This window comes from Duganella sp. GW821-FHT01E12 (assembly GCF_059422325.1).
This window is the reverse complement of sequence record NZ_JBWKWR010000004.1, coordinates 547,490-567,189: the sequence shown is the minus strand read 5'-3', so window position 1 is coordinate 567,189 and position 19,700 is coordinate 547,490. Positions and strand designations below refer to the sequence as shown.

The window sequence follows — 19,700 nt, the reverse complement described above, 5'->3', positions numbered from 1 at the left end:
CGAGTCCCTCCGTGGGCACCACAGAATTCCGCAAAAAGCCTCCATCGAGCTGAAAAGCAGATGGAGGCTTTTTTCATTACAGCGCCGCTTTGACGGCGTCCGCCAGCGAGATGGTCGGGCGGCCGATCAGCTTGCCCAGCGTGCCGCTGCCGTCGTACAGCGCGCCCTTGGCGGCCTGCGCATCCGAATCGGCGATCAGGTCGGCCAACGGCGCCGGCAGGCCGACGCTCACCAGCATCGCACGGTAATCCTGCTGCGGCAGGTTGTGGAAAGGAATCTGCTTGCCCGACTGGCGCGACACTTCCGCCGCCAGCTCGGCCAGCGTGAACGCCTGGTCGCCCGCCAGCTCGTACACTTGCTGGACCGGGCCGCTGCTGGTCAGCACGGCGGCGGCCGCATCGGCGTAGTCGGCGCGGGCCGCCGCCGCGATGCGCCCCTCCCCGGCGCCGCCGGCCAGCGCACCATGGGCCAGCGCGGCGCCCAGGCTGCCCGTGTAGTTTTCCACGTACCAACCGTTGCGCAACAGGCTGTACGGCAAGCCGGAGGCGCGCACCGCCGCCTCGGTGTCGCGGTGCTCGGCGGCCAGCGCCAGCGGCGACGCGTCCGCATGCAGCACGCTGGTGTAGGCCAGCAAGCCGGCCCTGGCGCGCACTGCGGCGTCGATCACATTGCGGTGCTGCGGGCCGCGCTGCCCCAGCTCGTTCGACGAAATCAGCAGCACCTTGGTCGCGCCCTGGAAGGCGGCGTCCAGCGAGGCCGGATCGGCATAGTCGGCGCGCCGCACCTGCACGCCCTGCGCGGCCAGGTCGGCCACCTTGGCGGTGTCGCGCACGGCGGCGACGATCTGCGCGGCCGGGACGGTTTTCAGCAGGCGGTCCACCACCAGACGGCCCAGTTGGCCGCTTGCACCAGTTACGATAATCATGTTTTGCTCCATTATGTAGGCTGCCGCGGGGAGGTTTCCGCGCGGTTGGTGCCATGATAGGATCTATACTTACGAATTGTAAGTACGTACAAATTAGTAAGTACCCCATGCGACTGGAGGAACCCGAGATGAAGCAAGACAAATCAAGCCGCTCGCTGCGCAGGGCGCTGGCCGGCAACCAGGGCGACCCGCGCGCCCACGTGCTGGCGGCGGAATGCCCGTCGCGCGCCGTGCTGGGCCACATCACCAGCCGCTGGGGCGTGCTGGTGCTGGTGGTGCTGCTGGACGGCACCCACCGCTTCAGCCAGCTGCGCCGGGAAATCGGCGGCGTCAGCGAGAAGATGCTGGCCCAGACGCTGGACGCGCTCGCCACGGACGGCCTGGTGCTGCGGGTGGCGCAGCAGGTGGTGCCGCCGCACGTGGAGTACAGCCTGACGCCGCTGGGACGCCAGGCCGCCGAGCGGCTGGAGCTGCTGGTCGACTGGATCGAAGACAATTTCCCGCTGATCAGGCAAGCCCAGGACGCCGCCGCCCTGGCCGCCTAGTCCTGCGGAAAGGCTTGACCCGGCCCGCCCATCCTGTGACACTGGCTGCAATCACGTACTGCGGAGCGGACACCCCTCACCCATGATGCAGCCGTCACCTACCGATCAGCCCAACATCGTGTTGATAGCCACCAACGCGACCTACGATCTCGCCACGCTCAGGACCATGCTGGCCCCGCACGGCCTGGTGGTCGAGCTGGTCCGGCGCGGCGACGAGGCGCTGGCACTGGCCGCCGGCGGCAAGGTCGCCCTGGCGCTGCTGGACGCGGCGCTGGCCGGCAGCGCCCGGCTCGAACTGTGCGTGCGCGTGCGCGACGCCTGCGGCGGCAAGCTGCCGCTGTTCCTGCTGTCGTCCACGCCCACCCCCGAGGAACGCGAGCGGGCCCGCGAAGCCGGCGTCAGCGCGTATTTGCCGCTGTCCTTCCCCACCGAGGACCTGGCCGAAAAAATCCTGCTGCAACTGCAGGCGATCACGCCGGCGCCATCCGCGGACGGCCTGCCCACCATGGCGACGCTGGAAGTGAACTACCACCACATGCTGGCCGGCTCGCCGGACGCCATCCTGCTGATGCAACGCGGCAGCAACCGCGTGCTGGACGTCAACCGCGCCACCCGCATGTTGTTCGGCATGACCGAAACCGAGCTGCTGCAGACCAGGCTGCCGGCGCTGTGCCCGCCCAGCCAGCCGGACGGACGCGCCTCCGCCGACGCGTTCGCCGGCTATGTCGACCAGGTGATGGCGGGCGGCGTGCAGGTGTTCGAACTGACCGTGCTGCACAGTTCCGGTCGCCAGGTGGCGTGCGAGCTGCGCATGGTGCCGCTGAACACGCCGGAACACCGGCTGATGCACGTGCGCATCGTCGACGTCAGCAGCCGCAAGCAAGCCGAAGAACTACGCGACGGCAAGAACCTGGTGCTGGAAATGATCGCGCGCGGCGCGCCGCTGAAGGACACGCTGGAGCAGCTGGCGCGGCTGATCGAGGCCCAGGCGCCGCCTGTGCTGTGCTCGGTGATGCTGGTGGCGCCGGACGGCGTCACGCTGCAGGCGGCGGCCGGGCCCAGCCTGCCGGCCGCCTACCTGGCGACCATCGACGGCCTGCCGTCCGGCCCGGTGGCCGGCTCCTGCGGCACCGCCGTGCACCGCAAGGAAACGGTGGTGGTCAGCGACATCCTCGACGACCCGCTGTGGGCGCCCTACAAGGACACCGCCCTGCAGTACGGCCTGCGCGCCTGCTGGGCCATGCCCATCCTGCTCGACCCCGGCACGGTGCTGGGCAGCTTCGCCATGTACTACCGCGAACCGCGCAGCCCGACCAAGGACGACCGCCGCCTGATCAAGGCCGCCACCCATCTGGCCGGCATCGCCATCGCCAGCACCCGGCGCGAGGCCGAGCTGCTGCGCCACCGCGAGCACCTGGAAGAGCTGGTGCAGGCGCGCACCGCCGAACTGCAGCGGGCCAAGGAGGACGCCGAGCACGCCAACGAGGAACTGTCGACCGCGCTGGACAACCTCAGCATGACGCAGGAAGAGCTGGTGCGGCGCGACAAGCTGGCCGCGCTGGGCGCGCTGGTGGCCGGCGTGGCCCACGAGCTGAACACGCCGATCGGCAACTGCCTGACCATGGCCGGCAGCATGAGCGAGCGCACGGAAGAACTGCGGCGCGACCTGGACAGCGGCCTGCGGCGTTCGGTGCTGGCCAACTATCTGCAACAAGCCGCCGACGCGGACGAGGTCGTGATGCGCAACCTGAAGCGGGCCGCGGCGCTGGTGGACGGTTTCCGCCGCATCGCGGTCGACAACGCCAGTTCGCAGCGCAGCCACTTCGTGCTGGGCGACCTGGTGGCGCAACTGCTGCAGGCCAGGCAGGCCGACGTCAAGCAGCATGGGCTGGCGCTGGTCGAGGAGATCGAGCACTGGCTGGAACTCGACAGCTATCCCGGCCCGCTGGGCCAGGCGCTGGACAACCTGATCGACAACTGCATCGTGCACGCGTTCGAGGGCCGCGCGCGGGGCACCATCACCGTGCGCGCCCAGGACATCGGCAACGGCGAGATCGCCGTCTCGGTGGGCGACGACGGCGTCGGCATCCCGGCCGAGAACCTGCCGCGCATCTACGATCCTTTCTTCACCACCCGGCTCGGCGCGGGCGGTTCCGGCCTGGGCCTGTACATCACGCACAACATCGTCACCGGCGTGCTGGGCGGGCGCATCGAAGCGGTCAGCATGCCGGACATCGGCACCACCGTCACCCTGCGGCTGCCGCGCGTGGCGCCCTGCTGAGGCAGGCTCAACAATTTTCCTTCGCGCAATTATTGCAGTCGTATAATAGCTTACAGCAGACCGGCACACAGCCGGCAGCCAGCGGAGAGACATCCAGTGCGCCCACATCCTGCCCAGCCCGAGAAGACGGACATGGCGAACCTGCGCTGCGAATTTTGCGACGCCACGGCCGAGCAAGCGTTCCTGCGCCACCACCTGGCCATGACGCAGGCGCAGCTGCGCGTGACCTTCGTCTTCTGTTCCCTGTTTTACCTGTGCTTTGCCGCCTCCGACATCGCGTGGCTGGGCTACAGCGCGCGCACGGCGATGCTGGTGGGTGCGCGGCTGGCGGTGGCCGGCGTCGCCCTGGGCGGCCTGGTGGTGCTGCGGCGCCGGCCCGGCTCCATCCCCGTCACGCGCGGCGTGGCCAGCGTGGTGGAACTGGCCGGCGCGGCCGGCTTCCTGCTGATCGCCGCGCTGCGCCCGGGCGAGTTTTCGCTGCATGCGATTTCGATGTCCATCGTCGTCATCGTGATCTACATCTACATTCCCAACCGCCTGCTGTACGCGGCCGCGATCGCGGCGCCGGCCACGCTGGGCTTCATCGTGCTGGCCGAGCAGCTGGGCGACCTGCGCCGGGTAGAGCTGGGCACCATGGCCGCGCTGCTGACGCTGACCAACCTGTTCGGCTACGTGGCGGCGCGGCGCTACCAGTTGCTGTTACGCAACGAATACAACGCCCGGACGGTGCTCAAGAACCTGTCCGTGCGCGACCCGTTGACCGGCTGCTACAACCGGCGCCACCTGCACGAGCAGCTGCTGGAAACGGAGATCGCGCGCGCCCAGCGCTACCGGCTGAGCCTGACGGTCATCATGAGCGACCTGGACCATTTCAAGGTGGTCAACGACACCTACGGCCACAACGGCGGCGACGCCGTGCTGCAACGCTTCGGCGCGCTGCTGCAATCGATGACGCGCGACGGCATCGACAGCGTGGTGCGCTACGGCGGCGAGGAATTCCTGCTGATCCTGCCGGAGACCGACCTGGCCGGCGGCGCGCTGCTGGCCGAGCGCCTGCGCCACGCGCTGGCCGCCACGCCGGTCGAGCACGAGGGGCGGCAGATCGCCATCACGGCCAGCTTCGGCGTGGCCAGCGTCGATTTCGCCACCGCCACGCACGACGCCCACCTCAACATGATCGCCGCCGCCGACGATTTGCTGTACGCTGCCAAAAATGGCGGACGCAACCGCGTCTGCACCCGACAACTGGTTTAAGACATGATCCACATCAAACGATGCACGGCCATCGTGCTGGCCCTCTGCTGCACCAGCCTCAGCGCCGGCCCGGCGCCGTGGTACAAGTGGCGCAGCAAGATCGACAACTACCTCAGCTGCTCGCAGACGCCGCTGGGGCCGGGTTGGGTCAAGGACTCGGGGCCCTATAAAGATAGCCGTTGCGAAAAGTTGGTTCTTGCTAAATAATGGATCAGCAATAACGGGGGAAACCCAGGGCAGTACTGGCTACATTCCATCATCTTGAGGAGACTGTATGTTTACGAATCCCGAACAATTTGCCAACGCCACCAAAGCACTGTTTGAATTTCAGCTCGAAACCTTCAACACCCTCACCAGCAAAGCCGTGCAAGGCGTCGAACAAGTCGTCGCCCTGAACATGGCCACCGCCAAGAACCAGCTGGAAGACGGCCTCGCCACCGGCAAGGAAATCAGCCAGAGCACCGACCCGAAAGCGGCGATGTCGCTGGCCGCTTCCAAGGTCCAGCCCGGCATGGCCGGCGCCGCCGCCTACAACCAGCAACTGGGCGAGATCATCGCCGAGATCCGCGAAGAATTCACCCGCGCCGCCGACGCCCACATGACCGAAGCCAAAAGCACGCTCAGCGCGCTGATCTACGACGTCACCAAGAACGTGCGTCCCGGCTCGGAAAACGCGGTACAGATCGTCAAGACCGCGATCGACAACGCCTTCAACGGCTACGAACAAGTGACCTCGGCCACCAAGCAGGCCGTGCAGGCGGTCGAAGCGCAGATCGCCAAGGCCAGCGAGCTGGTCGAGAAAAACACCGCCAAACCGGCCAAGGCCGCGAAAAAATAAAGCGCCCCGTCTCCTCCGGACAGCCAGGCCAGCGCGCCTGGCTTGTTATTTTGCTGGGCGTGCGCCGCCAAATACGATACACTGTACATAAACACAGTTATCGCGCAGCTATCCCCGGCAATGATCAAAGTTCTGGAAAATCCCTTTTACTACCTGGACAACTTCCATCAGGTGCTGACGTGGATAGCCGCGCGCTACGACGACCTGCTCACCGCCGAGGAACGCGCCTTCATCACCGCCTTCCCCGCGCTACCGCAAGCGTCGCGCGCGCTGTTCGTGCGCATGGTGATGCGCAAGGGGACGGTGTTCCGCGCCAGCAAACTGGTGTACGCCGAAATCGGCAGCACGCACGAGGCCGCCCGTCCATTGGCCGCCCTCGGCCTGATCGAGGAAGACCCGGCGCTTGACCTGGACCAGTTGTTCGAGCTGCTGCAAAAGCCCGAGATCGGCAAAATCTTCCAATTGCCGCCCCACCAGCGCCAGCTGCGCAAGGCCGAGCAGCTGGAGGCGCTGCGCGCGCAGTACGAGGGCGAGCACCGCTACTCCAGCTGGCACCAGGGCTCGGGCGACCACTGCTACCGCAACCTCGCGCAGGAACTGTGCGACCGCCTGCGCCTCATCTTCTTCGGCAACTACCACCAGGACTGGACCGAGTTCGTGCTGTCCGACCTCGGCATCTACCAGTACGAAAAGGTCGACTTCTCGCCGGCCGCGCGCGGCTTCCGCAGCCGGCGCGACATCGACGACTTCCTCGCGCTGCACCGCTGCCACGAGCGCTTCGTCGAAGGCGAGGCGCCGGCCGATGTGATCCGCGACCTGCCGCCCTGCCCCGACGACAACGAATGGCTGCGCAGCCGGCGCGACAAGCTCACCTTCCAGATCGCCCAGCATCTCGAAAAGCTCGGCGACTGGCCCGCCGCCCACCAGCTGTACGCCGGCTGCGACTACCCCGGCGCCCGCGCGCGCGCCATCCGCGTGCTGGAAAAGGACGAGCAACCGCGCGCCGCCTTCGAACTGCTGCAGGCGGCGCTGCTGGCGCCCGAAAGCGAGGCGGAACGCCAGCAGCTGCTGCGCGTGGCGCCGCGCCTGGCGCGCAAGCTGGGCCACGCCAAGCCGCCGCCGGCCACGCCCGCGCAACCGCAGCGCATCGACCTGAGCCTGCCGCCACCACCGGAACCGAACTACGTCGAGTTCGTCGTGCGCGACCATCTCACGCGCGACGACGCCCCGGTCTACTACGTCGAGAACGCGCTGATCAATTCGCTGTTCGGCCTGCTGTGCTGGGACGCCGTGTTCAGCCCCATCCCCGGCGCCTTCTTCCACCCCTACCATCGCGGCCCGGCCGACCTGCACAGCGCCGATTTCCATCGCCGCCGCGCGCAGCAGTTCGCCGCCGCGCTGGCCCAGCTGGACGGCGACCAGTACCGCGCCACGATACGCGCCAACTTCGCCGCCAAGGCCGGCATCCAGTCGCCCTTCCTGTACTGGGAGACGCTGGACCCGGCGCTGCTCGACCTGGCGCTGGACTGCATCCCGGCGCTGCACCTGAAGCGCGCCTTCGAGCGCATCCTGGCCGACATCAAGGCCAACCGCAGCGGCTTCCCCGACTTGATCCAGTTCTGGCCGGCCGAGCGCCGCTACAACATGATCGAGGTGAAAGGCCCCGGCGACCGCCTGCAGGACAACCAGCTGCGCTGGATCGACTACTGCGCCGCGCACGACATGCCGATCTCGGTCTGCTACCTGCAATGGGCCGCATGAGCGCGCCGCCGCAGTACACCATCGCCGTGCGCGCGCTGTGCGAGTTCACCGCCAAGACCGGCGACCTCGACCTGCGCTTCACGCCCTCGCCGACCGCGCAGGAAGGCATGGCCGGCCACGCCATCGTGACGGCGCGGCGCGGCGACGACTACCAGACCGAGGTGGCGCTGTCGGGCGACTTCGGCCCGCTGCACGTGCGCGGCCGCGCCGACGGCTACGACCTCCGCGCCAACCGCGTCGAGGAAATCAAGACCTATCGCGGCGACCTGAAGAAGATGCCCGACAACCAGCGCCAGCTGCACTGGGCGCAGGTCAAGGTCTACGGCCACCTGCTGTGCCAGGACCAGGGACTGGAGCAGGTCAACCTGGCGCTGGTCTACTTCGACATCGGCAGCCAGAAGGAAACCGTGCTGCAGGAAGCCCACACGGCGGCCGACCTGCAAGCCTGGTTCGCGCGGCAGTGCACGCTGTTCCTGCAATGGGCGCAACAGGAACTGGCGCACCGCGCCGAACGCGACGCCCAGCTCAAGGCGATGCGCTTCCCGCACGGCGACTTCCGCCCGGGCCAGCGCCAGCTGGCCGAGGCCATGTACAAGGCCAGCAAGCGCGGCGTGTGCCTGCTGGCGCAGGCGCCCACCGGCATCGGCAAGACCGTCGGCAGCCTGTTCCCCATGCTCAAGGCCAGCGCCGAACACGGCGTCGACAAGCTGTTCTTCCTGGCCGCGAAAACCTCGGGCCGGCAGATGGCGCTGGACGCGGTCGGGGTGATCCGCGCGGGCGCGCCGCTGCTGCCGCTGCGCACGCTGGAGATGGCGTCCAAGAGCACCGCCTGCGTCAATCCGGACAAGGCCTGCCACGGCGATTCCTGCCCGCTGGCCAAGGGCTTCTACGACCGCCTGCCGGCCGCGCGCCAGGCCGCGCTGGACATCATGCTGCCGCCCGCGTCCGGCGCCACCCCGCCCGCGCTGGACCGCGACACGCTGCGCGCGGTCGCGCTGGCGCACGACGTCTGCCCCTACTACCTGAGCAGCGAGATGGCGCGCTGGTGCGACATCGTCATCGGCGACTACAACTACTACTTCGACCTCAGCGCCATGCTGCACAGCCTGACGCTGCTCAATGACTGGAAGGTCAACGTGCTGGTGGACGAGGCGCACAACATGGTCTCGCGCGCGCGCAAGATGTACTCGGCCGACATGGAGCACGCCGCGCTGCGCCTGCTGCGCAAGGTGGCGCCGGAGGAGTTGAAGAAGCCGCTGGACCGCGTGCACCGCCAATGGAACCAGCTGGAGAAGGACCAGACGGCCGAGTACCAGTCGCACGCGGCGCTGCCGGAAAAGTTCATGGGCGCGCTGCAAACGGCGGCCACCGCCATCTCCGACTACATGGCCGACCATCCGTCCTACGTCGACGCCGACCTGCAGGACTTCTATTTCAACGCGCTGCTGTTCACGCGGCTGGCCGAAAGCTTCGGCGAGCACGCGCTGTTCGACATCGAAAAATCCGAAGGCGCGCGCGCCAGCCATTCCAATTCCGTGCTCTGCATCCGCAACATCGTGCCGGCGCCCTACCTCAAGCCGCGCTTCGAGAGCACCCACAGCACGGCGCTGTTCTCGGCCACGCTCAGCCCGTGGAACTACTTCGGCGACATGCTCGGCATGCCCGACACCACGGCCTGGGTCGACGTCGAATCGCCGTTCGTGGCCGAGCAGCTGTCGGTGCAGGTGGCCGCGCACATCTCCACGCGCTACCAGCACCGCCAGCAATCGCTGCGCCCGATCGCCGAGCTGATGGGCGAGCAGTACCGCCGCCAGCCGGGCAACTACCTGGCCTTCTTCAGCAGCTTCGACTACATGGAAAAGGCCGCCAAGCTGTTCGCCGAGCGCTACCCGGAGGTGCCGGTGTGGCGCCAGTCGCGCCGCATGGACGAGACGGAACGCGCGCAGTTCCTGGCCCGCTTCACGCTCGACAGCACCGGCATCGGCTTCGCGGTGCTGGGCGGCTCCTTCGGCGAGGGCGTGGACTTGCCCGGCGCGCGCCTGATCGGCGCCTTCGTCGCCACCTTGGGCCTGCCGCAGATCAACCCCGTCAACGAGCAGATCCGCCAGCGCATGGACGCCATCTTCGGCGCCGGCTACGACTACACCTACACCTTCCCCGGCATGCAGAAGGTGGTGCAGGCAGCCGGCCGCGTGATCCGCACGCAATCCGACCGCGGCACCGTCTACCTGATCGACGACCGCTTCGGCCGCCCCGAAATACAACAGCTGATGCCGGCCTGGTGGCGTATCGAACGCAGCGCCGCCCCGGCGCAGTGAATCGGCGCCTGTCCGTCCATAGCGATATGCAATCAACAGTCGCAAACATGTCTGCTATATTGGGCTGATTGGTATTGCGCGCCCCGCACCCGCGCGTCTGGCAGGTGTTTACAGACTCACCCCGACTCCGTGAGCCTTCAGTTTTCAGAAATGACGACATGAGACTACGGGAAAATACGCGCTTAGCCAACGCAATCCAGCAAGCCATCATCATCGACGCCACGGTCGGCGCCGCCCATGCGTGGGCCTACCTGAGCGCGCTCGACGTGCCGCAGTCCACCATCTTGCGGGTGCTGTCCGGCGCCGGCCAGCGGCGCGCCTCCGACCGCCGGCCGGAGTCCCAATTGGCTATTGAATGACCGCGCGTATCTTCTGGTAGCCGCTGCGGCTGACCGGTATCTTGCTGCCGTCCTTGAGGATGGCGACGTAGCTGTCCTTGGTGGCCTGCTCGATGCGGTCGACGCAGGCGATGTTGACGATCCACGAGCGGTGGATGCGCAGGAACTGTTCGGCGTCCAGCTGCGCCTCCAGCTCCGCCATGCGCTGGTTCTTCAGGTAGGACTTTCCCTCCGAGCGGATCTGCACGTAGTCGTCCTGCGCTTCGATGACGTCGATCCTGTCGCTGTTGATGACGTGGACCTTGGCGCCGTCGCGTATCAGCACGCGGCCCAGCGGCTTGTTGCGGGCGGCCGCCTCGCGCACCATGCTCTCGACCGCGGCGTCGCCGTCGCCCTTGCCCAGGTTGGCGCGCGCGTGGGCCAGCGCCTGGTCGAAGCGCTGCTGGCTGAAGGGCTTGAGCAGATAGTCCAGCGCATGGAACTCGAAGGCCTTGATCGCATACTGGTCGAAGGCGGTGGCGAAGATGTAGCGCGTCTTGCGGCCCGCCAGCTCGGCCACCTCGAAGCCGTCCAGCTTGGGCATCTGGATGTCCAGGAACACCAGGTCCGGCGCCAGCTCGGTGATGGCCTTGACCGCCTCGAAGCCGTTGGCGCATTCGGCCACCACCTCCACGTCCGGATGCTCGGCCAGGTACTCGCGCACGACGCCGCGCGCCAGCATTTCATCGTCGACGATGATGATACGCATGCTCTACTCTCCTTCTTCGCCTGTTTGCGCGGGCATCGCGATGTCCACGCCAAAGCTGTTTTCGTGACGTCCCCAGTGGATGCTGGCTTCGTGTTTGTAGACGCCGGACAGGCGCTGGCGCACGTTGCTCAGACCGATGCCGTGGCCGTCGCTGCGGATGGCCGACAGGTCCGGGTCGACCGGATTGTCGACGCGGATGTGCAGCATCGAGCCGGCGCGGCGCGCCGTCACCCGTATCGTGCCGCCGTCCGGCATGTTGCAGATGCCGTGCTTGACGGCGTTCTCCACCAGCGGCTGGATGATCATCGGCGGCACCAGGCAGGCGGCGGCGTCCTCGTCAACCTGCTCCTCCACCTGCAGGCGCGCGCCGAAGCGCACCTGCTCGATCGCCAGGAAGTGCCGTATCAGCCGCATCTCCTCCTCCAGCGTGACCTTCTTGTGCGCCTCCATGCCCAGGCTCTGGCGGAAGAAGCTGGCCAGTTCCAGCGTCATGCGGCGCGCCGCCTTCGGGTCCTGCGAGGTCAGCGCGCTGATCGAATTGAGGCTGTTGAACAGGAAGTGCGGATCGATCTGCGTGCGCAGCATGCGCAGCTCGGCCTCCTGCGCCATCAGCAGCGATTCCAGCTCGCGCTGCTCGGCGCTCTTGGCGCGCACGAACTCGATCACCAGGTAGTGCACCGCCGCCGCGAAGCCGTACAGCAAAATGCCCAGGCCGACGATCAGCGCCGACAGCTGCGGGCTGAAGGCGATGCCGGCCCAGGACACGCCGAGCGTCTGGCAGGCGCCGTTCCAGGCGCGCCCCACGGTCAGCCACAGGAAGCCCGACACCACCGCCGCCACCGTCAGCACCAGCGCGGTGGCGGCGGGCTTGCGGCCGTCGAGCGGATAGGCGCGGCACAGGTAGTAGGCCGAGTAGCCGGCGGCGAAAGCGTACAACAGGTTCAGCGGAATCGCGAACATCAGGGCGTTGGCGACCGGCGCGTCGCTCGCCAGCGAGATCACGCCGCCCAGCGCGATCCCGAGGAACAGCCACACCAGCAGGTAGATGACGATGCCGCGCCGGCTGGAGGAAATCTCCTGCATGCTCAGTTACGTACTTCCAGGCCGCCCATGATGGCGTAGCCGCGCACGATCAGGCGCTTGGACGGCGTGGGCGGCGGCACGGTCTTCTCCTCGAAGCCGCCCATGATGGGCGTGCCCTGCAGGACCACGGTCCAGTCGATCGGCACCTTGACGGTGATCCCGCCGAACATCGAGAACACGTTCAGCACCGCCTCGCCGTTGATCGAGCTTTGCCGCAGGTCCAGGTCGCAGCCGCCCATGATCGAGGTGATCTCGCCGCCGCGGAAGTCCGGCGACGTGATGCGGCGCTTGAAGCCGCCCATGATGGCGGTGATGTCGACCACGGCGTCGTCGCTGGTCTTGTCCATCTGGTCGGCGCGCGACGCCATGAAGGAGCGGCCGCTGCTGGACTTGAACATCACCGACAGACCGGCGGCGATCAGCACCAGCGGCCACAGCGAGCGCCAGGCGATGGAGATGAAGCCGGTCTCCTTCAGCAGGATCAGGCCGCCGACCAGGATCAGGGCGCCGCCCACCACGGCGCCGGACGTGGTGCGGGTCTGCACCACCTTCAGGATGCCGAAGAAGATCAGCGCGGTCGGCCACAGGTGCAGCGTGAAGTCCAGGTCCAGCCAGCCCAGGTTATCGAGCAGGAACACCATGCCGACGATGACGACGGCCACGCCGACGATCAGTTGGGAGGCGGGATCGCGTTGACGGTTCGAGCTCATTTTTGCTCCTTGATCGAGGCGGAGATATTTTCCAGCAAAGGACGCAGCAACAGGCCGATGCCGCAGGCGACCACCAGCGCCGGCCAGGTCTCGCCGAAGCCCAGGCCCCAGATGTGGTTGAACGAGACGTACCACCAGCCGGCCAGGAAGATCTCCCACAGGCCATTGAGGAAGTAGCGCGGCGTGGTCGGCGGAATGATCTTGGTGACGCCGGCGATGACCAGCAGCCACGGCCACCAGCGCCAGAAGCTCAGCGGGTTGAAGTCCAGTTCGATGATGTCGAAGCGGTCCAGCAGCAGCACGGTGCCGGCTGCGACCAGCGCCATGCCCCAGACCATTTGCTGGCGCCAGCGGTAAGCGGTGTGAATACTCATGTCAGTCCCCAAAGTCGGTATGGCTGCAACGATACCGGGGAACTGCGGGCGGGGAAACCGCTATTCGGCGAACGGCGGAAAAGGGCCGGTGAACGGCGAAGGAATTCAGCTGCGGCCGTTACCGACCTTTTGTTCGAACACCAGCATGCCCCAGCCCAGCTGGCGGCGGATCTCGTCCGGGGTCGGCGGCGGCTGGACCGCGTGCGAGCGGCGCTCAAGATAAGCACGCACCAGGAATTTCGATGGATGAGTAGTCTGCGACATGATGGCCTCCCTGCGACGCCGACGCGTTGTTGGTGCCGGTATTTGAGGCTACCGGCTCACCTGCCGCCAAGCTGCTCTCCGGGTTGGTCCAGGAGTCGCTCGAAGCACGCAAGGCCAGTGTAGCGCCGCACCCGATAGCTATCTGTACGGCGCCGCACACTGCACCGCTTCAGAGCTTTTGCTGCAGGAACTCCAGGAAGCAGCTGATGCGCTGGGCCAGCTGCGTATTGCGGTAGTAGACCGCGTGGATCTGCTGGCAGTAGCCGGTGTTGGCGTCTTCCAGGATGGGCACCAGGCGGCCCGCGTCGATGTCGGCGCGGGTCATGAAGTCGGCCAGGCAGACGATGCCCTGGCCGGTCAGCGCCAGCTGGCGCAGCGTCTCGCCGCTGGAGGCCGCGATCGACGGCGTGATCGGCAGGCTGTTGCCGGCCGGGTGGCGCAGCGGCCAGTTGTTGCCCTGCTCGTACTGCGCGAAGCCGATCAGCGAATGGCGCGCCAGGTCTTGCGGCGTGTCCGGCGTGCCGTGGCGGCGCAGGTATTCCGGGCTGGCCAGCACGTGCAGCGGGCTCGAGGTGAGCGCGCGCGCATGCAGCGTCGAATCGGTCAGCGCGCCGATGCGGATGGCGATGTCGGTGCGGTGCTCGATCAGGTCGGTGATCTGGTCGTTGCTGCTCAACTCCAGCTTGATCTCCGGGTACAGCGCGCGGAATTCGGCCATGTGCGGCACCACGCAGTGGAGCATGAACGGCGAAGCCGCGTCCACGCACAGGCGGCCGGCCGGCTTCTGGCGGCGGATGCGGATGGTTTCCTCGGCTTCTTCCATCGCGCCGAGGATGGCGCGCGCGCGTTCGAGGAACAGGTGTCCCTCTTCGGTCAGTTCCATGCGGCGCGTGGTGCGGGTCAGCAGCGAAGTGGCCAGCTTGTCCTCCAGCCGCGACAGGGCGCGGCTGACGCCGGACGTGGTCTGGCCGAGGTGGACCGAGGCGGCACTGAGGGTGCCGCTGTCGATCACGGTGATAAAGGTTTTCAGGTCGTCGGAATTGATATCCACTGGTGCTCTACTCTCGAAATCCTACAGTTGTACAGGTGCTTCACGCTACATACAGCAATACCGCGGCGAAATGGCAGGCGCTGCCGCCCAGCACGAACAAGTGCCAGACGCCGTGGCCGTGGCGCCATTTGTGGTCGGTGACAAAGAAGGCGATGCCCACCGTGTACACCACGCCGCCGGCCGCGAGCCAGGCGAATCCGCTCCAGCCCAGCGCGTCGATCAGCGGGCTGGCGCCGATCACGGCCACCCACCCCATCGCCACGTAGATCAGCAGCGACAGGACGCGCGCGCCCTTGGCGAACCAGATTTCCTGCAAAATGCCGATCAATGCAAGTCCCCAGACCACGCCGAACAAGGACCAGCCCCACGGCCCACGCAGGCTGACCAGCGTGAACGGCGTGTAGCTGCCGGCGATGAGCAGGTAGATGGCGCAATAGTCCATCTGCCGCAGCACGTCTTTGGCGCGGCCGCGCAGGCTGTGGTACAGCGTCGACGTCAGGTACAAACCCAGGAGAGTGGCAGCGTAGATGCTGAAGCTGACCACTTTCCAGGCGTCGCCGCTGCGCGCCGCCAGCACAATCAGCAGCGTGCCGCCGATTGCCGCGAGCGCGGCGCCCACGGTGTGAGTGATGCTGTTGAAGCGCTCTCCGTAATACATATGTGTTTCCAATACAGTGAGGCAGCAGCGGAAAGCTGCGGCCCCAAGCATTGTATAGCGCATTTCATAACGGTGTTGCTGGTTTCAAGCAAGGCCCCACCCAACGCTACCTTGCCGCCTGTTGCGCACGACTATACATAATTTGGCAATTAGCAAAAACTTAATCGTAACATATAAGGAATTAATGCAAAGCAATGTTACAAATTTTTAGACAACAATTGACGGCTTGTGACACCTGTCGCATAATCATCCCATCTGTCGCATAAGGGCTAAACCATGAGCACTCCGATTCCCATCCCCTCGGTCACCGAGCTGACCCTGCTGAAAGCGCTGTGGAAACAGCAGCCTCTGAGCGCCCGCGAACTGCACGACGCCGTCGCCGAAGAACTGGACTGGTCGTTCTCCTCCACCCGCAAGACGCTGGAGCGCATGCTGGACAAGCAGATGCTGGCCCAGCACACGGCGCACGGCGTCAACGTCTACAGCGCGCGGCTGGAAAAGGTCGGCACGCTGGCCGCCTTCGCCCACGATTTCGGCAGCCGCGTGATGGAGATGGCGGCGCCGCTGCCGGTCACCATGTTCACCGGCAGCAAACTGGTCGACCAGGCCGAACTGGCGCAACTGGAGCAGCTGCTGCAGGATTGGCCATCCGACGAGGCCGGAAAGCCATGATGCTGGCCTACGTGATGCTGTTCAAATGGCTGCTCGCCAGCGTCAGCTGCGTGCTGGCCGGGACGCTGGTGTGGGCCGTGCTGGCGGCCGCGCTGCGCCGCTGGCCGGCGCTGCTGCCGCGCCGCGCGCTGTGGCTGGCGGCACAGGGCGTGACGGCCGGCGCCGCGCTGCTGGCCCTGCTGCCGCACAGCGCGCAGCACAGCCTGGCGCCGACCGTGACGCTGAGCGCGGCCGAATCGTCGGCCATCCGCGACGCGCTGCCGGTGCTGGCCGGCGCGGCGCCGGAGCATCCGACCGCCGCAAGTGCGCCGGCTGCGGCGCTGCCCGACAGCGCCGACGGCGGCGACTTCGATCTGCCGCCCCTCACCCTGATCCTGCCCGCCGCCTGGACGCTGGTGTATGCGGCCGGCCTGGCGTGGATGCTGGCGCGCCGGCTGCGCGCGCGGCGCGTCTGGCGCGGCTTGCTGGCCGCGTCACAGCGCCTGTCGCCGCAAGAGCTGCTGACGCACGGCGCCTTCGACGCCGTACAGCTGGCGGACATCGCCCGCCACCACCTGGCCGTGATGGAAACCGACGCCGCCATATCGCCGATGCTGGTCGGCGTGCGGCGCCCGGTACTGCTGCTGCCGCGCCACCTGCGCGGCTTCAGCACCGAGCAGCAGCACATGGTCATCGCCCACGAGCTGCATCACTGGCGCGCACGCGATCCGCTGTGCCTGGGCGTGGCGGCCTTGCTGCAAACGGTCTTCTGGTTCAACCCCGCGCTGCGCTGGATGAACGGCAAAATGGAATGGGCGCTGGAGCTGATCTGCGACCAGCGCGTGCTGGCGGGCCGTCCGCAACAACAGCGCAAGCAATACGCGGCGGCCCTGCTGCTGCAATGGAAAGCGCAAACGGCGGCGATGCCGACCGGCGGCGTGGCCTTCGGCGGCATCGACGGCGCCACCGCCACGGCGCGCATCCGCCAGATGCAGCAGGCGGCGCTGCCGGTGCTCAGCGGGGCCGCCGCCTGGAGCGTGGCCGCGTTGATGGCTGCCGTGCTGGCCGGCGGCGCCCTGCTGCAGCCCGCGCTGGCCTTCAACGTGGACCGCCAGCTGGCGCCCGCGCCGGTGCTGGCCGTACCTCCCGCCGATGCGGCGCTGCCGCTTGCGCAGCGGATGGATGGCGGCGCGGCGCCCGCGCCAGCCGATCCGTCGACGGCGCCCCCCGCCAACACAGTCTGGCGCAACCCGCTCGACAAGATGCGCGTCACGGGCCTGTTCGGCGTGCGCCGCACCATGCCAGTGACGCCGCACAAAGGCATCGATATCGCAGCGCCCAGCGGCACGCCGGTGCACGCGGTGGCGGACGGCGTCGTCGTCAGCGCCGGAGAGCTGACCGAGAACGTCAGCCGTTATGGCAAGACGGTGATCCTCCAACACGGCGAGCAGCGCACGCTGTACGCGCACCTGACCAGCATGGACGTCAAGCCCGGCGCCGTCGTCAAAGCCGGCCAGCAGATCGGCACCGTCGGCGAAACCGGCTTCGCCACCGGCCCGCATCTGCATTTCGAAGTGCGGCAGAATGAAACGTTGATCGACCCCGCCACCAAGCTGGCCAACCTGGACGCGTCCACCACCAGGCGCGCCCTGCGCCTGCGCCGCCAACAGCTAGGCTACTAAACCCTCCGCCACAAGTTCCCCGAGCCGCAGCCTGCATGCTGCGGCCGGGGGAACTATCGCCCGCTTTTTTGAAGACAAGGAAGAATATGCAGCTACATCACATCGCCGGCAGCCTGTTACTGCTCGCCGCAGGCGCCCACGCCGCCGACAACGAGGCGCCGGAACCGCCACAGGTGAAAGTCAGCGGACTGCGCGCCGACCAGCGCCAGCGCGAGACCACCACCAGCATCGTCGTCAACCACGAGGACATCATGCGCCAGGGCGACCAGACGCTGGCCGATGTGCTCAAACGCCTGCCCGGCATCAGCATCACCGGCGTGCCAGGGCGCGGCGGCGCGATCAGCATGCGCGGCCTGGGCAAGGGCTACACGCAGATCATGCTGAACGGCGAGCCGGTACCGGCGGGCTTTTCGCTCGACGCCATCGAACCGGAAGCGATAGAGCGCATCGAAATCATGCGCAGCACAACGGCGGAATTCAGCAACCAGGCGGTGGCCGGCGCGATCAACATCATCCTCAAGAAAACCATACGGCGCGGCCAGCGCTCGGTGAGCGCCAGCCTTGCGCGGCAGGCGGGCGTCGACACGCCGGCGGTGTCGGCGACCTTGTCGGATCAGGACGGCGGCTTATCCTACAGCCTCGCCGCGACGCTGACGCGCAACCGCACGGCCGCGTCGTTCGCCGATCTGGAAGAATTGAGCAACGCAAGCGGCGCCCTCGTCGAGCAGCGCCGCACGGCAAAGATGGAGGCCGGCCGCTCAGACGCCCTGACCGTCACGCCGCGCCTGAACTGGACCTTGACCGGCGGCGATACGCTGAGCTGGCAGGGCTTCGCCAATCTGCGGCGGGTCGACAAGTCGCACAGCGAGGACGAGACAGCGCTGCTCGGCCCCCACAGCGAATATCCGCGCAACCAGGACCACTTCGCCGCCAATTTCGTCACGCTGCGCAGCGACCTGAATTGGACGCACCAGCTGGAAAGCGGCGCAAAGCTGGAAACCAAACTAGGAATGAGCAACAACCGGCGCGGCGGCACCTTCGACTTCTACGGCATGGACGCCGACGGCAAGCCCTCCGGCCGCCACCACGTCGACTCGGGACCGTCGGAGACCAGCGTGACCGCCAGCGGCACCTACCGCCATCCGGTGGGCGAACGCCATGCGATCGCGCTGGGCTGGGACGCCAGCCACGCGGTGCGCAACGAGGACCGCAACGAGACCCTGTTCGACGCCAGCGGCGCGCAGACCGGCAGCAACAACGCCGACTACCGCGCCAACGTCAACCGCCTGGCCCTGTTCGCGCAGGATGAGTGGCAGGTCACCGAGCGCTATTCGCTGTATCTGGGCCTGCGCCACGAAAGCCTGTCCACCTCCAGCCGCGCGGACGCCGCCAATGCGCCAGACGCGCTGGACTCGCGCTCGCAGGTGTGGAGTCCTTCGCTGCAATCGCGCTACCAGCTGCCGAACAAGGACGTGCTGCGCTTGGCAATCAGCCGCACCTACAAGGCGCCGCCCTTGTCGCAGCTGGTCCCGCGCCGCTACACCAACGACAACAACAATAACGAGACCAATCCCGACGAACAGGGCAACCCGCACCTGCGGCCGGAACTGGCCTGGGGCATGGACGCGGCCTACGAACACTATCTCGGCGCCGGAGCGCTGGTCAGCGCCAGCACCTATGTGCGCCGCATCCGCGACGTGACCTTGACGCACCTGTTCCAGCAGGATGGCGAATGGGTGGAAGCGCCCTTCAACAGCGGCAACGCCAGCGTGCGCGGGATCGAGCTGGAAGCCAAGCTGCCGTTGTCGCCCAAGCTGGACCTGCGCGCCAACCTGGCGCGTAACTGGTCGCGGATCGACAGCGTGCCGGGGCCGGACAACCGCCTTGAAAACCAGGTGCCGTTCACGGCCAACCTGGGTGCGGACTATCGCCTGCCCGGCGCGGCATGGACTGCAGGCGGGAACCTGAACTACCAGGCCGGCGGCCCGGCGCGTCAATCGGCACAGGTTCAGATGAACACCAGCCCGAAACGCGAGCTGGATCTGTACGCGCTCTGGAAGATGGATGCGAAGACGCAGCTGCGCATCTCGGCCAGCAACCTGCTGCGCCGGCAGTCCTTTGAATCGCATGAATATGTCAACGACAACGGCCGCCGTTACCGCATCTCGCAAACGCCGACCAGCGCCACACTGCGCATCCTGCTGGAGCATCAACTTTGA

19 protein-coding genes are annotated in these 19,700 nt (G+C 67.1%); 11 read left to right on the top strand and 8 right to left on the bottom strand.

Annotation, left to right across the window (positions count from 1 at the left end):
• Positions 1–76: 76 nt before the first annotated feature.
• On the bottom strand, positions 77–925 hold the full coding sequence (locus AC07WS_RS15840) for an SDR family oxidoreductase (protein WP_494730004.1): 849 nt from the start codon (positions 923–925) through the stop codon (positions 77–79).
• Between the two features lie 128 nt (positions 926–1,053).
• Between AC07WS_RS15840 and AC07WS_RS15835 the strand changes: the two genes are divergently transcribed.
• The 8 genes from AC07WS_RS15835 (at position 1,054) to AC07WS_RS15800 (ending at position 10,281) form a co-directional block, all read left to right on the top strand.
• Positions 1,054–1,470 (top strand): winged helix-turn-helix transcriptional regulator, encoded by a 417-nt coding sequence (locus tag AC07WS_RS15835; RefSeq protein WP_494730003.1) that lies wholly within the window; start codon positions 1,054–1,056, stop codon positions 1,468–1,470.
• A gap of 82 nt (positions 1,471–1,552) precedes the next feature.
• Positions 1,553–3,751 (top strand): ATP-binding protein, encoded by a 2,199-nt coding sequence (locus tag AC07WS_RS15830; RefSeq protein ID WP_494730002.1) that lies wholly within the window; start codon positions 1,553–1,555, stop codon positions 3,749–3,751.
• Between the two features lie 132 nt (positions 3,752–3,883).
• A complete protein-coding gene (locus tag AC07WS_RS15825) occupies positions 3,884–5,005 on the top strand; it encodes a GGDEF domain-containing protein (RefSeq protein ID WP_494730001.1) in 1,122 nt (373 codons plus the stop codon).
• Between the two features lie 3 nt (positions 5,006–5,008).
• Complete coding sequence (locus AC07WS_RS15820; protein ID WP_494730000.1) at positions 5,009–5,212, top strand: hypothetical protein; 204 nt, start codon at positions 5,009–5,011, stop codon at positions 5,210–5,212.
• A 67-nt stretch (positions 5,213–5,279) separates the two neighbouring features.
• Positions 5,280–5,843, top strand: a complete 564-nt coding sequence (locus AC07WS_RS15815; protein ID WP_494729999.1) for a phasin family protein — start codon at positions 5,280–5,282, stop codon at positions 5,841–5,843.
• 120 nt (positions 5,844–5,963) lie between these two features.
• Positions 5,964–7,604 (top strand): VRR-NUC domain-containing protein, encoded by a 1,641-nt coding sequence (locus AC07WS_RS15810; protein ID WP_494729998.1) that lies wholly within the window; start codon positions 5,964–5,966, stop codon positions 7,602–7,604.
• Positions 7,592–9,922 carry an ATP-dependent DNA helicase gene (locus AC07WS_RS15805; RefSeq protein WP_494729997.1) on the top strand — a complete coding sequence of 777 codons (2,331 nt, stop codon included), beginning with the start codon at positions 7,592–7,594 and terminating at the stop codon, positions 9,920–9,922. The genes AC07WS_RS15810 and AC07WS_RS15805 overlap by 13 nt, the downstream gene beginning before the upstream one ends.
• Positions 9,923–10,080: 158 nt before the next feature.
• Complete coding sequence (locus tag AC07WS_RS15800; RefSeq protein WP_494729996.1) at positions 10,081–10,281, top strand: hypothetical protein; 201 nt, start codon at positions 10,081–10,083, stop codon at positions 10,279–10,281.
• Here AC07WS_RS15800 and AC07WS_RS15795 read toward each other — a convergent pair.
• The 7 genes from AC07WS_RS15795 to trhA all read right to left on the bottom strand — a co-directional run bounded on the left by AC07WS_RS15795 (position 10,271) and on the right by trhA (position 15,148).
• The gene (locus AC07WS_RS15795) at positions 10,271–11,008 is read right to left on the bottom strand and encodes a LytR/AlgR family response regulator transcription factor (protein WP_494729995.1); all 738 of its coding nucleotides are present in this window, start codon (positions 11,006–11,008) and stop codon (positions 10,271–10,273) included. The genes AC07WS_RS15800 and AC07WS_RS15795 overlap by 11 nt on opposite strands.
• A 3-nt stretch (positions 11,009–11,011) precedes the next feature.
• Complete coding sequence (locus AC07WS_RS15790) at positions 11,012–12,091, bottom strand: sensor histidine kinase (RefSeq protein WP_494729994.1); 1,080 nt, start codon at positions 12,089–12,091, stop codon at positions 11,012–11,014.
• A 2-nt stretch (positions 12,092–12,093) separates the two neighbouring features.
• On the bottom strand, positions 12,094–12,801 hold the full coding sequence (locus AC07WS_RS15785; protein WP_494729993.1) for a LiaF transmembrane domain-containing protein: 708 nt from the start codon (positions 12,799–12,801) through the stop codon (positions 12,094–12,096).
• The gene (locus AC07WS_RS15780; protein ID WP_494729992.1) at positions 12,798–13,175 is read right to left on the bottom strand and encodes a LiaF transmembrane domain-containing protein; all 378 of its coding nucleotides are present in this window, start codon (positions 13,173–13,175) and stop codon (positions 12,798–12,800) included. The genes AC07WS_RS15785 and AC07WS_RS15780 overlap by 4 nt, the downstream gene beginning before the upstream one ends.
• 105 nt (positions 13,176–13,280) lie before the next feature.
• Entirely contained in the window at positions 13,281–13,439 is a 159-nt protein-coding gene (locus tag AC07WS_RS15775) for a hypothetical protein (protein ID WP_494729991.1), read from the bottom strand.
• A 169-nt stretch (positions 13,440–13,608) separates the two neighbouring features.
• On the bottom strand, positions 13,609–14,490 hold the full coding sequence (locus tag AC07WS_RS15770; protein ID WP_494729990.1) for a LysR substrate-binding domain-containing protein: 882 nt from the start codon (positions 14,488–14,490) through the stop codon (positions 13,609–13,611).
• 40 nt (positions 14,491–14,530) lie between these two features.
• Entirely contained in the window at positions 14,531–15,148 is a 618-nt protein-coding gene (gene trhA / locus AC07WS_RS15765) for a PAQR family membrane homeostasis protein TrhA (RefSeq protein ID WP_494729989.1), read from the bottom strand.
• A 276-nt stretch (positions 15,149–15,424) separates the two neighbouring features.
• Here trhA and AC07WS_RS15760 point away from each other — a divergent pair, with 276 nt between their 5' ends.
• The 3 genes from AC07WS_RS15760 (at position 15,425) to AC07WS_RS15750 (ending at position 19,700) form a co-directional block, all read left to right on the top strand.
• The gene (locus AC07WS_RS15760; protein ID WP_494729988.1) at positions 15,425–15,820 is read left to right on the top strand and encodes a BlaI/MecI/CopY family transcriptional regulator; all 396 of its coding nucleotides are present in this window, start codon (positions 15,425–15,427) and stop codon (positions 15,818–15,820) included.
• Positions 15,817–17,481 carry a peptidoglycan DD-metalloendopeptidase family protein gene (locus tag AC07WS_RS15755; RefSeq protein ID WP_494729987.1) on the top strand — a complete coding sequence of 555 codons (1,665 nt, stop codon included), beginning with the start codon at positions 15,817–15,819 and terminating at the stop codon, positions 17,479–17,481. Before AC07WS_RS15760 ends, AC07WS_RS15755 begins: the two co-directional genes overlap by 4 nt.
• A gap of 86 nt (positions 17,482–17,567) precedes the next feature.
• Positions 17,568–19,700, top strand: a complete 2,133-nt coding sequence (locus AC07WS_RS15750) for a TonB-dependent receptor plug domain-containing protein (protein ID WP_494729986.1) — start codon at positions 17,568–17,570, stop codon at positions 19,698–19,700.

What these genes read in the sequence shown, in the direction of transcription:
- AC07WS_RS15805 (WP_494729997.1), top strand. Translation starts at nt 7,592, where the DNA reads ATGGGCCGCATGAGCGCGCCGCCGCAGTACACCATCGCCGTGCGCGCG.
- AC07WS_RS15755 (WP_494729987.1), top strand. Translation starts at nt 15,817, where the DNA reads ATGATGCTGGCCTACGTGATGCTGTTCAAATGGCTGCTCGCCAGCGTC.
- AC07WS_RS15835 (WP_494730003.1), top strand. Translation starts at nt 1,054, where the DNA reads ATGAAGCAAGACAAATCAAGCCGCTCGCTGCGCAGGGCGCTGGCCGGC.
- AC07WS_RS15840 (WP_494730004.1), bottom strand. Translation starts at nt 925, where the DNA reads ATGATTATCGTAACTGGTGCAAGCGGCCAACTGGGCCGTCTGGTGGTG.
- AC07WS_RS15790 (WP_494729994.1), bottom strand. Translation starts at nt 12,091, where the DNA reads ATGCAGGAGATTTCCTCCAGCCGGCGCGGCATCGTCATCTACCTGCTG.
- AC07WS_RS15785 (WP_494729993.1), bottom strand. Translation starts at nt 12,801, where the DNA reads ATGAGCTCGAACCGTCAACGCGATCCCGCCTCCCAACTGATCGTCGGC.
- AC07WS_RS15750 (WP_494729986.1), top strand. Translation starts at nt 17,568, where the DNA reads ATGCAGCTACATCACATCGCCGGCAGCCTGTTACTGCTCGCCGCAGGC.
- AC07WS_RS15760 (WP_494729988.1), top strand. Translation starts at nt 15,425, where the DNA reads ATGAGCACTCCGATTCCCATCCCCTCGGTCACCGAGCTGACCCTGCTG.
- AC07WS_RS15780 (WP_494729992.1), bottom strand. Translation starts at nt 13,175, where the DNA reads ATGAGTATTCACACCGCTTACCGCTGGCGCCAGCAAATGGTCTGGGGC.
- AC07WS_RS15825 (WP_494730001.1), top strand. Translation starts at nt 3,884, where the DNA reads ATGGCGAACCTGCGCTGCGAATTTTGCGACGCCACGGCCGAGCAAGCG.
- AC07WS_RS15800 (WP_494729996.1), top strand. Translation starts at nt 10,081, where the DNA reads ATGAGACTACGGGAAAATACGCGCTTAGCCAACGCAATCCAGCAAGCC.
- AC07WS_RS15795 (WP_494729995.1), bottom strand. Translation starts at nt 11,008, where the DNA reads ATGCGTATCATCATCGTCGACGATGAAATGCTGGCGCGCGGCGTCGTG.
- AC07WS_RS15810 (WP_494729998.1), top strand. Translation starts at nt 5,964, where the DNA reads ATGATCAAAGTTCTGGAAAATCCCTTTTACTACCTGGACAACTTCCAT.
- AC07WS_RS15820 (WP_494730000.1), top strand. Translation starts at nt 5,009, where the DNA reads ATGATCCACATCAAACGATGCACGGCCATCGTGCTGGCCCTCTGCTGC.
- AC07WS_RS15775 (WP_494729991.1), bottom strand. Translation starts at nt 13,439, where the DNA reads ATGTCGCAGACTACTCATCCATCGAAATTCCTGGTGCGTGCTTATCTT.
- trhA (WP_494729989.1), bottom strand. Translation starts at nt 15,148, where the DNA reads ATGTATTACGGAGAGCGCTTCAACAGCATCACTCACACCGTGGGCGCC.
- AC07WS_RS15815 (WP_494729999.1), top strand. Translation starts at nt 5,280, where the DNA reads ATGTTTACGAATCCCGAACAATTTGCCAACGCCACCAAAGCACTGTTT.
- AC07WS_RS15830 (WP_494730002.1), top strand. Translation starts at nt 1,553, where the DNA reads ATGATGCAGCCGTCACCTACCGATCAGCCCAACATCGTGTTGATAGCC.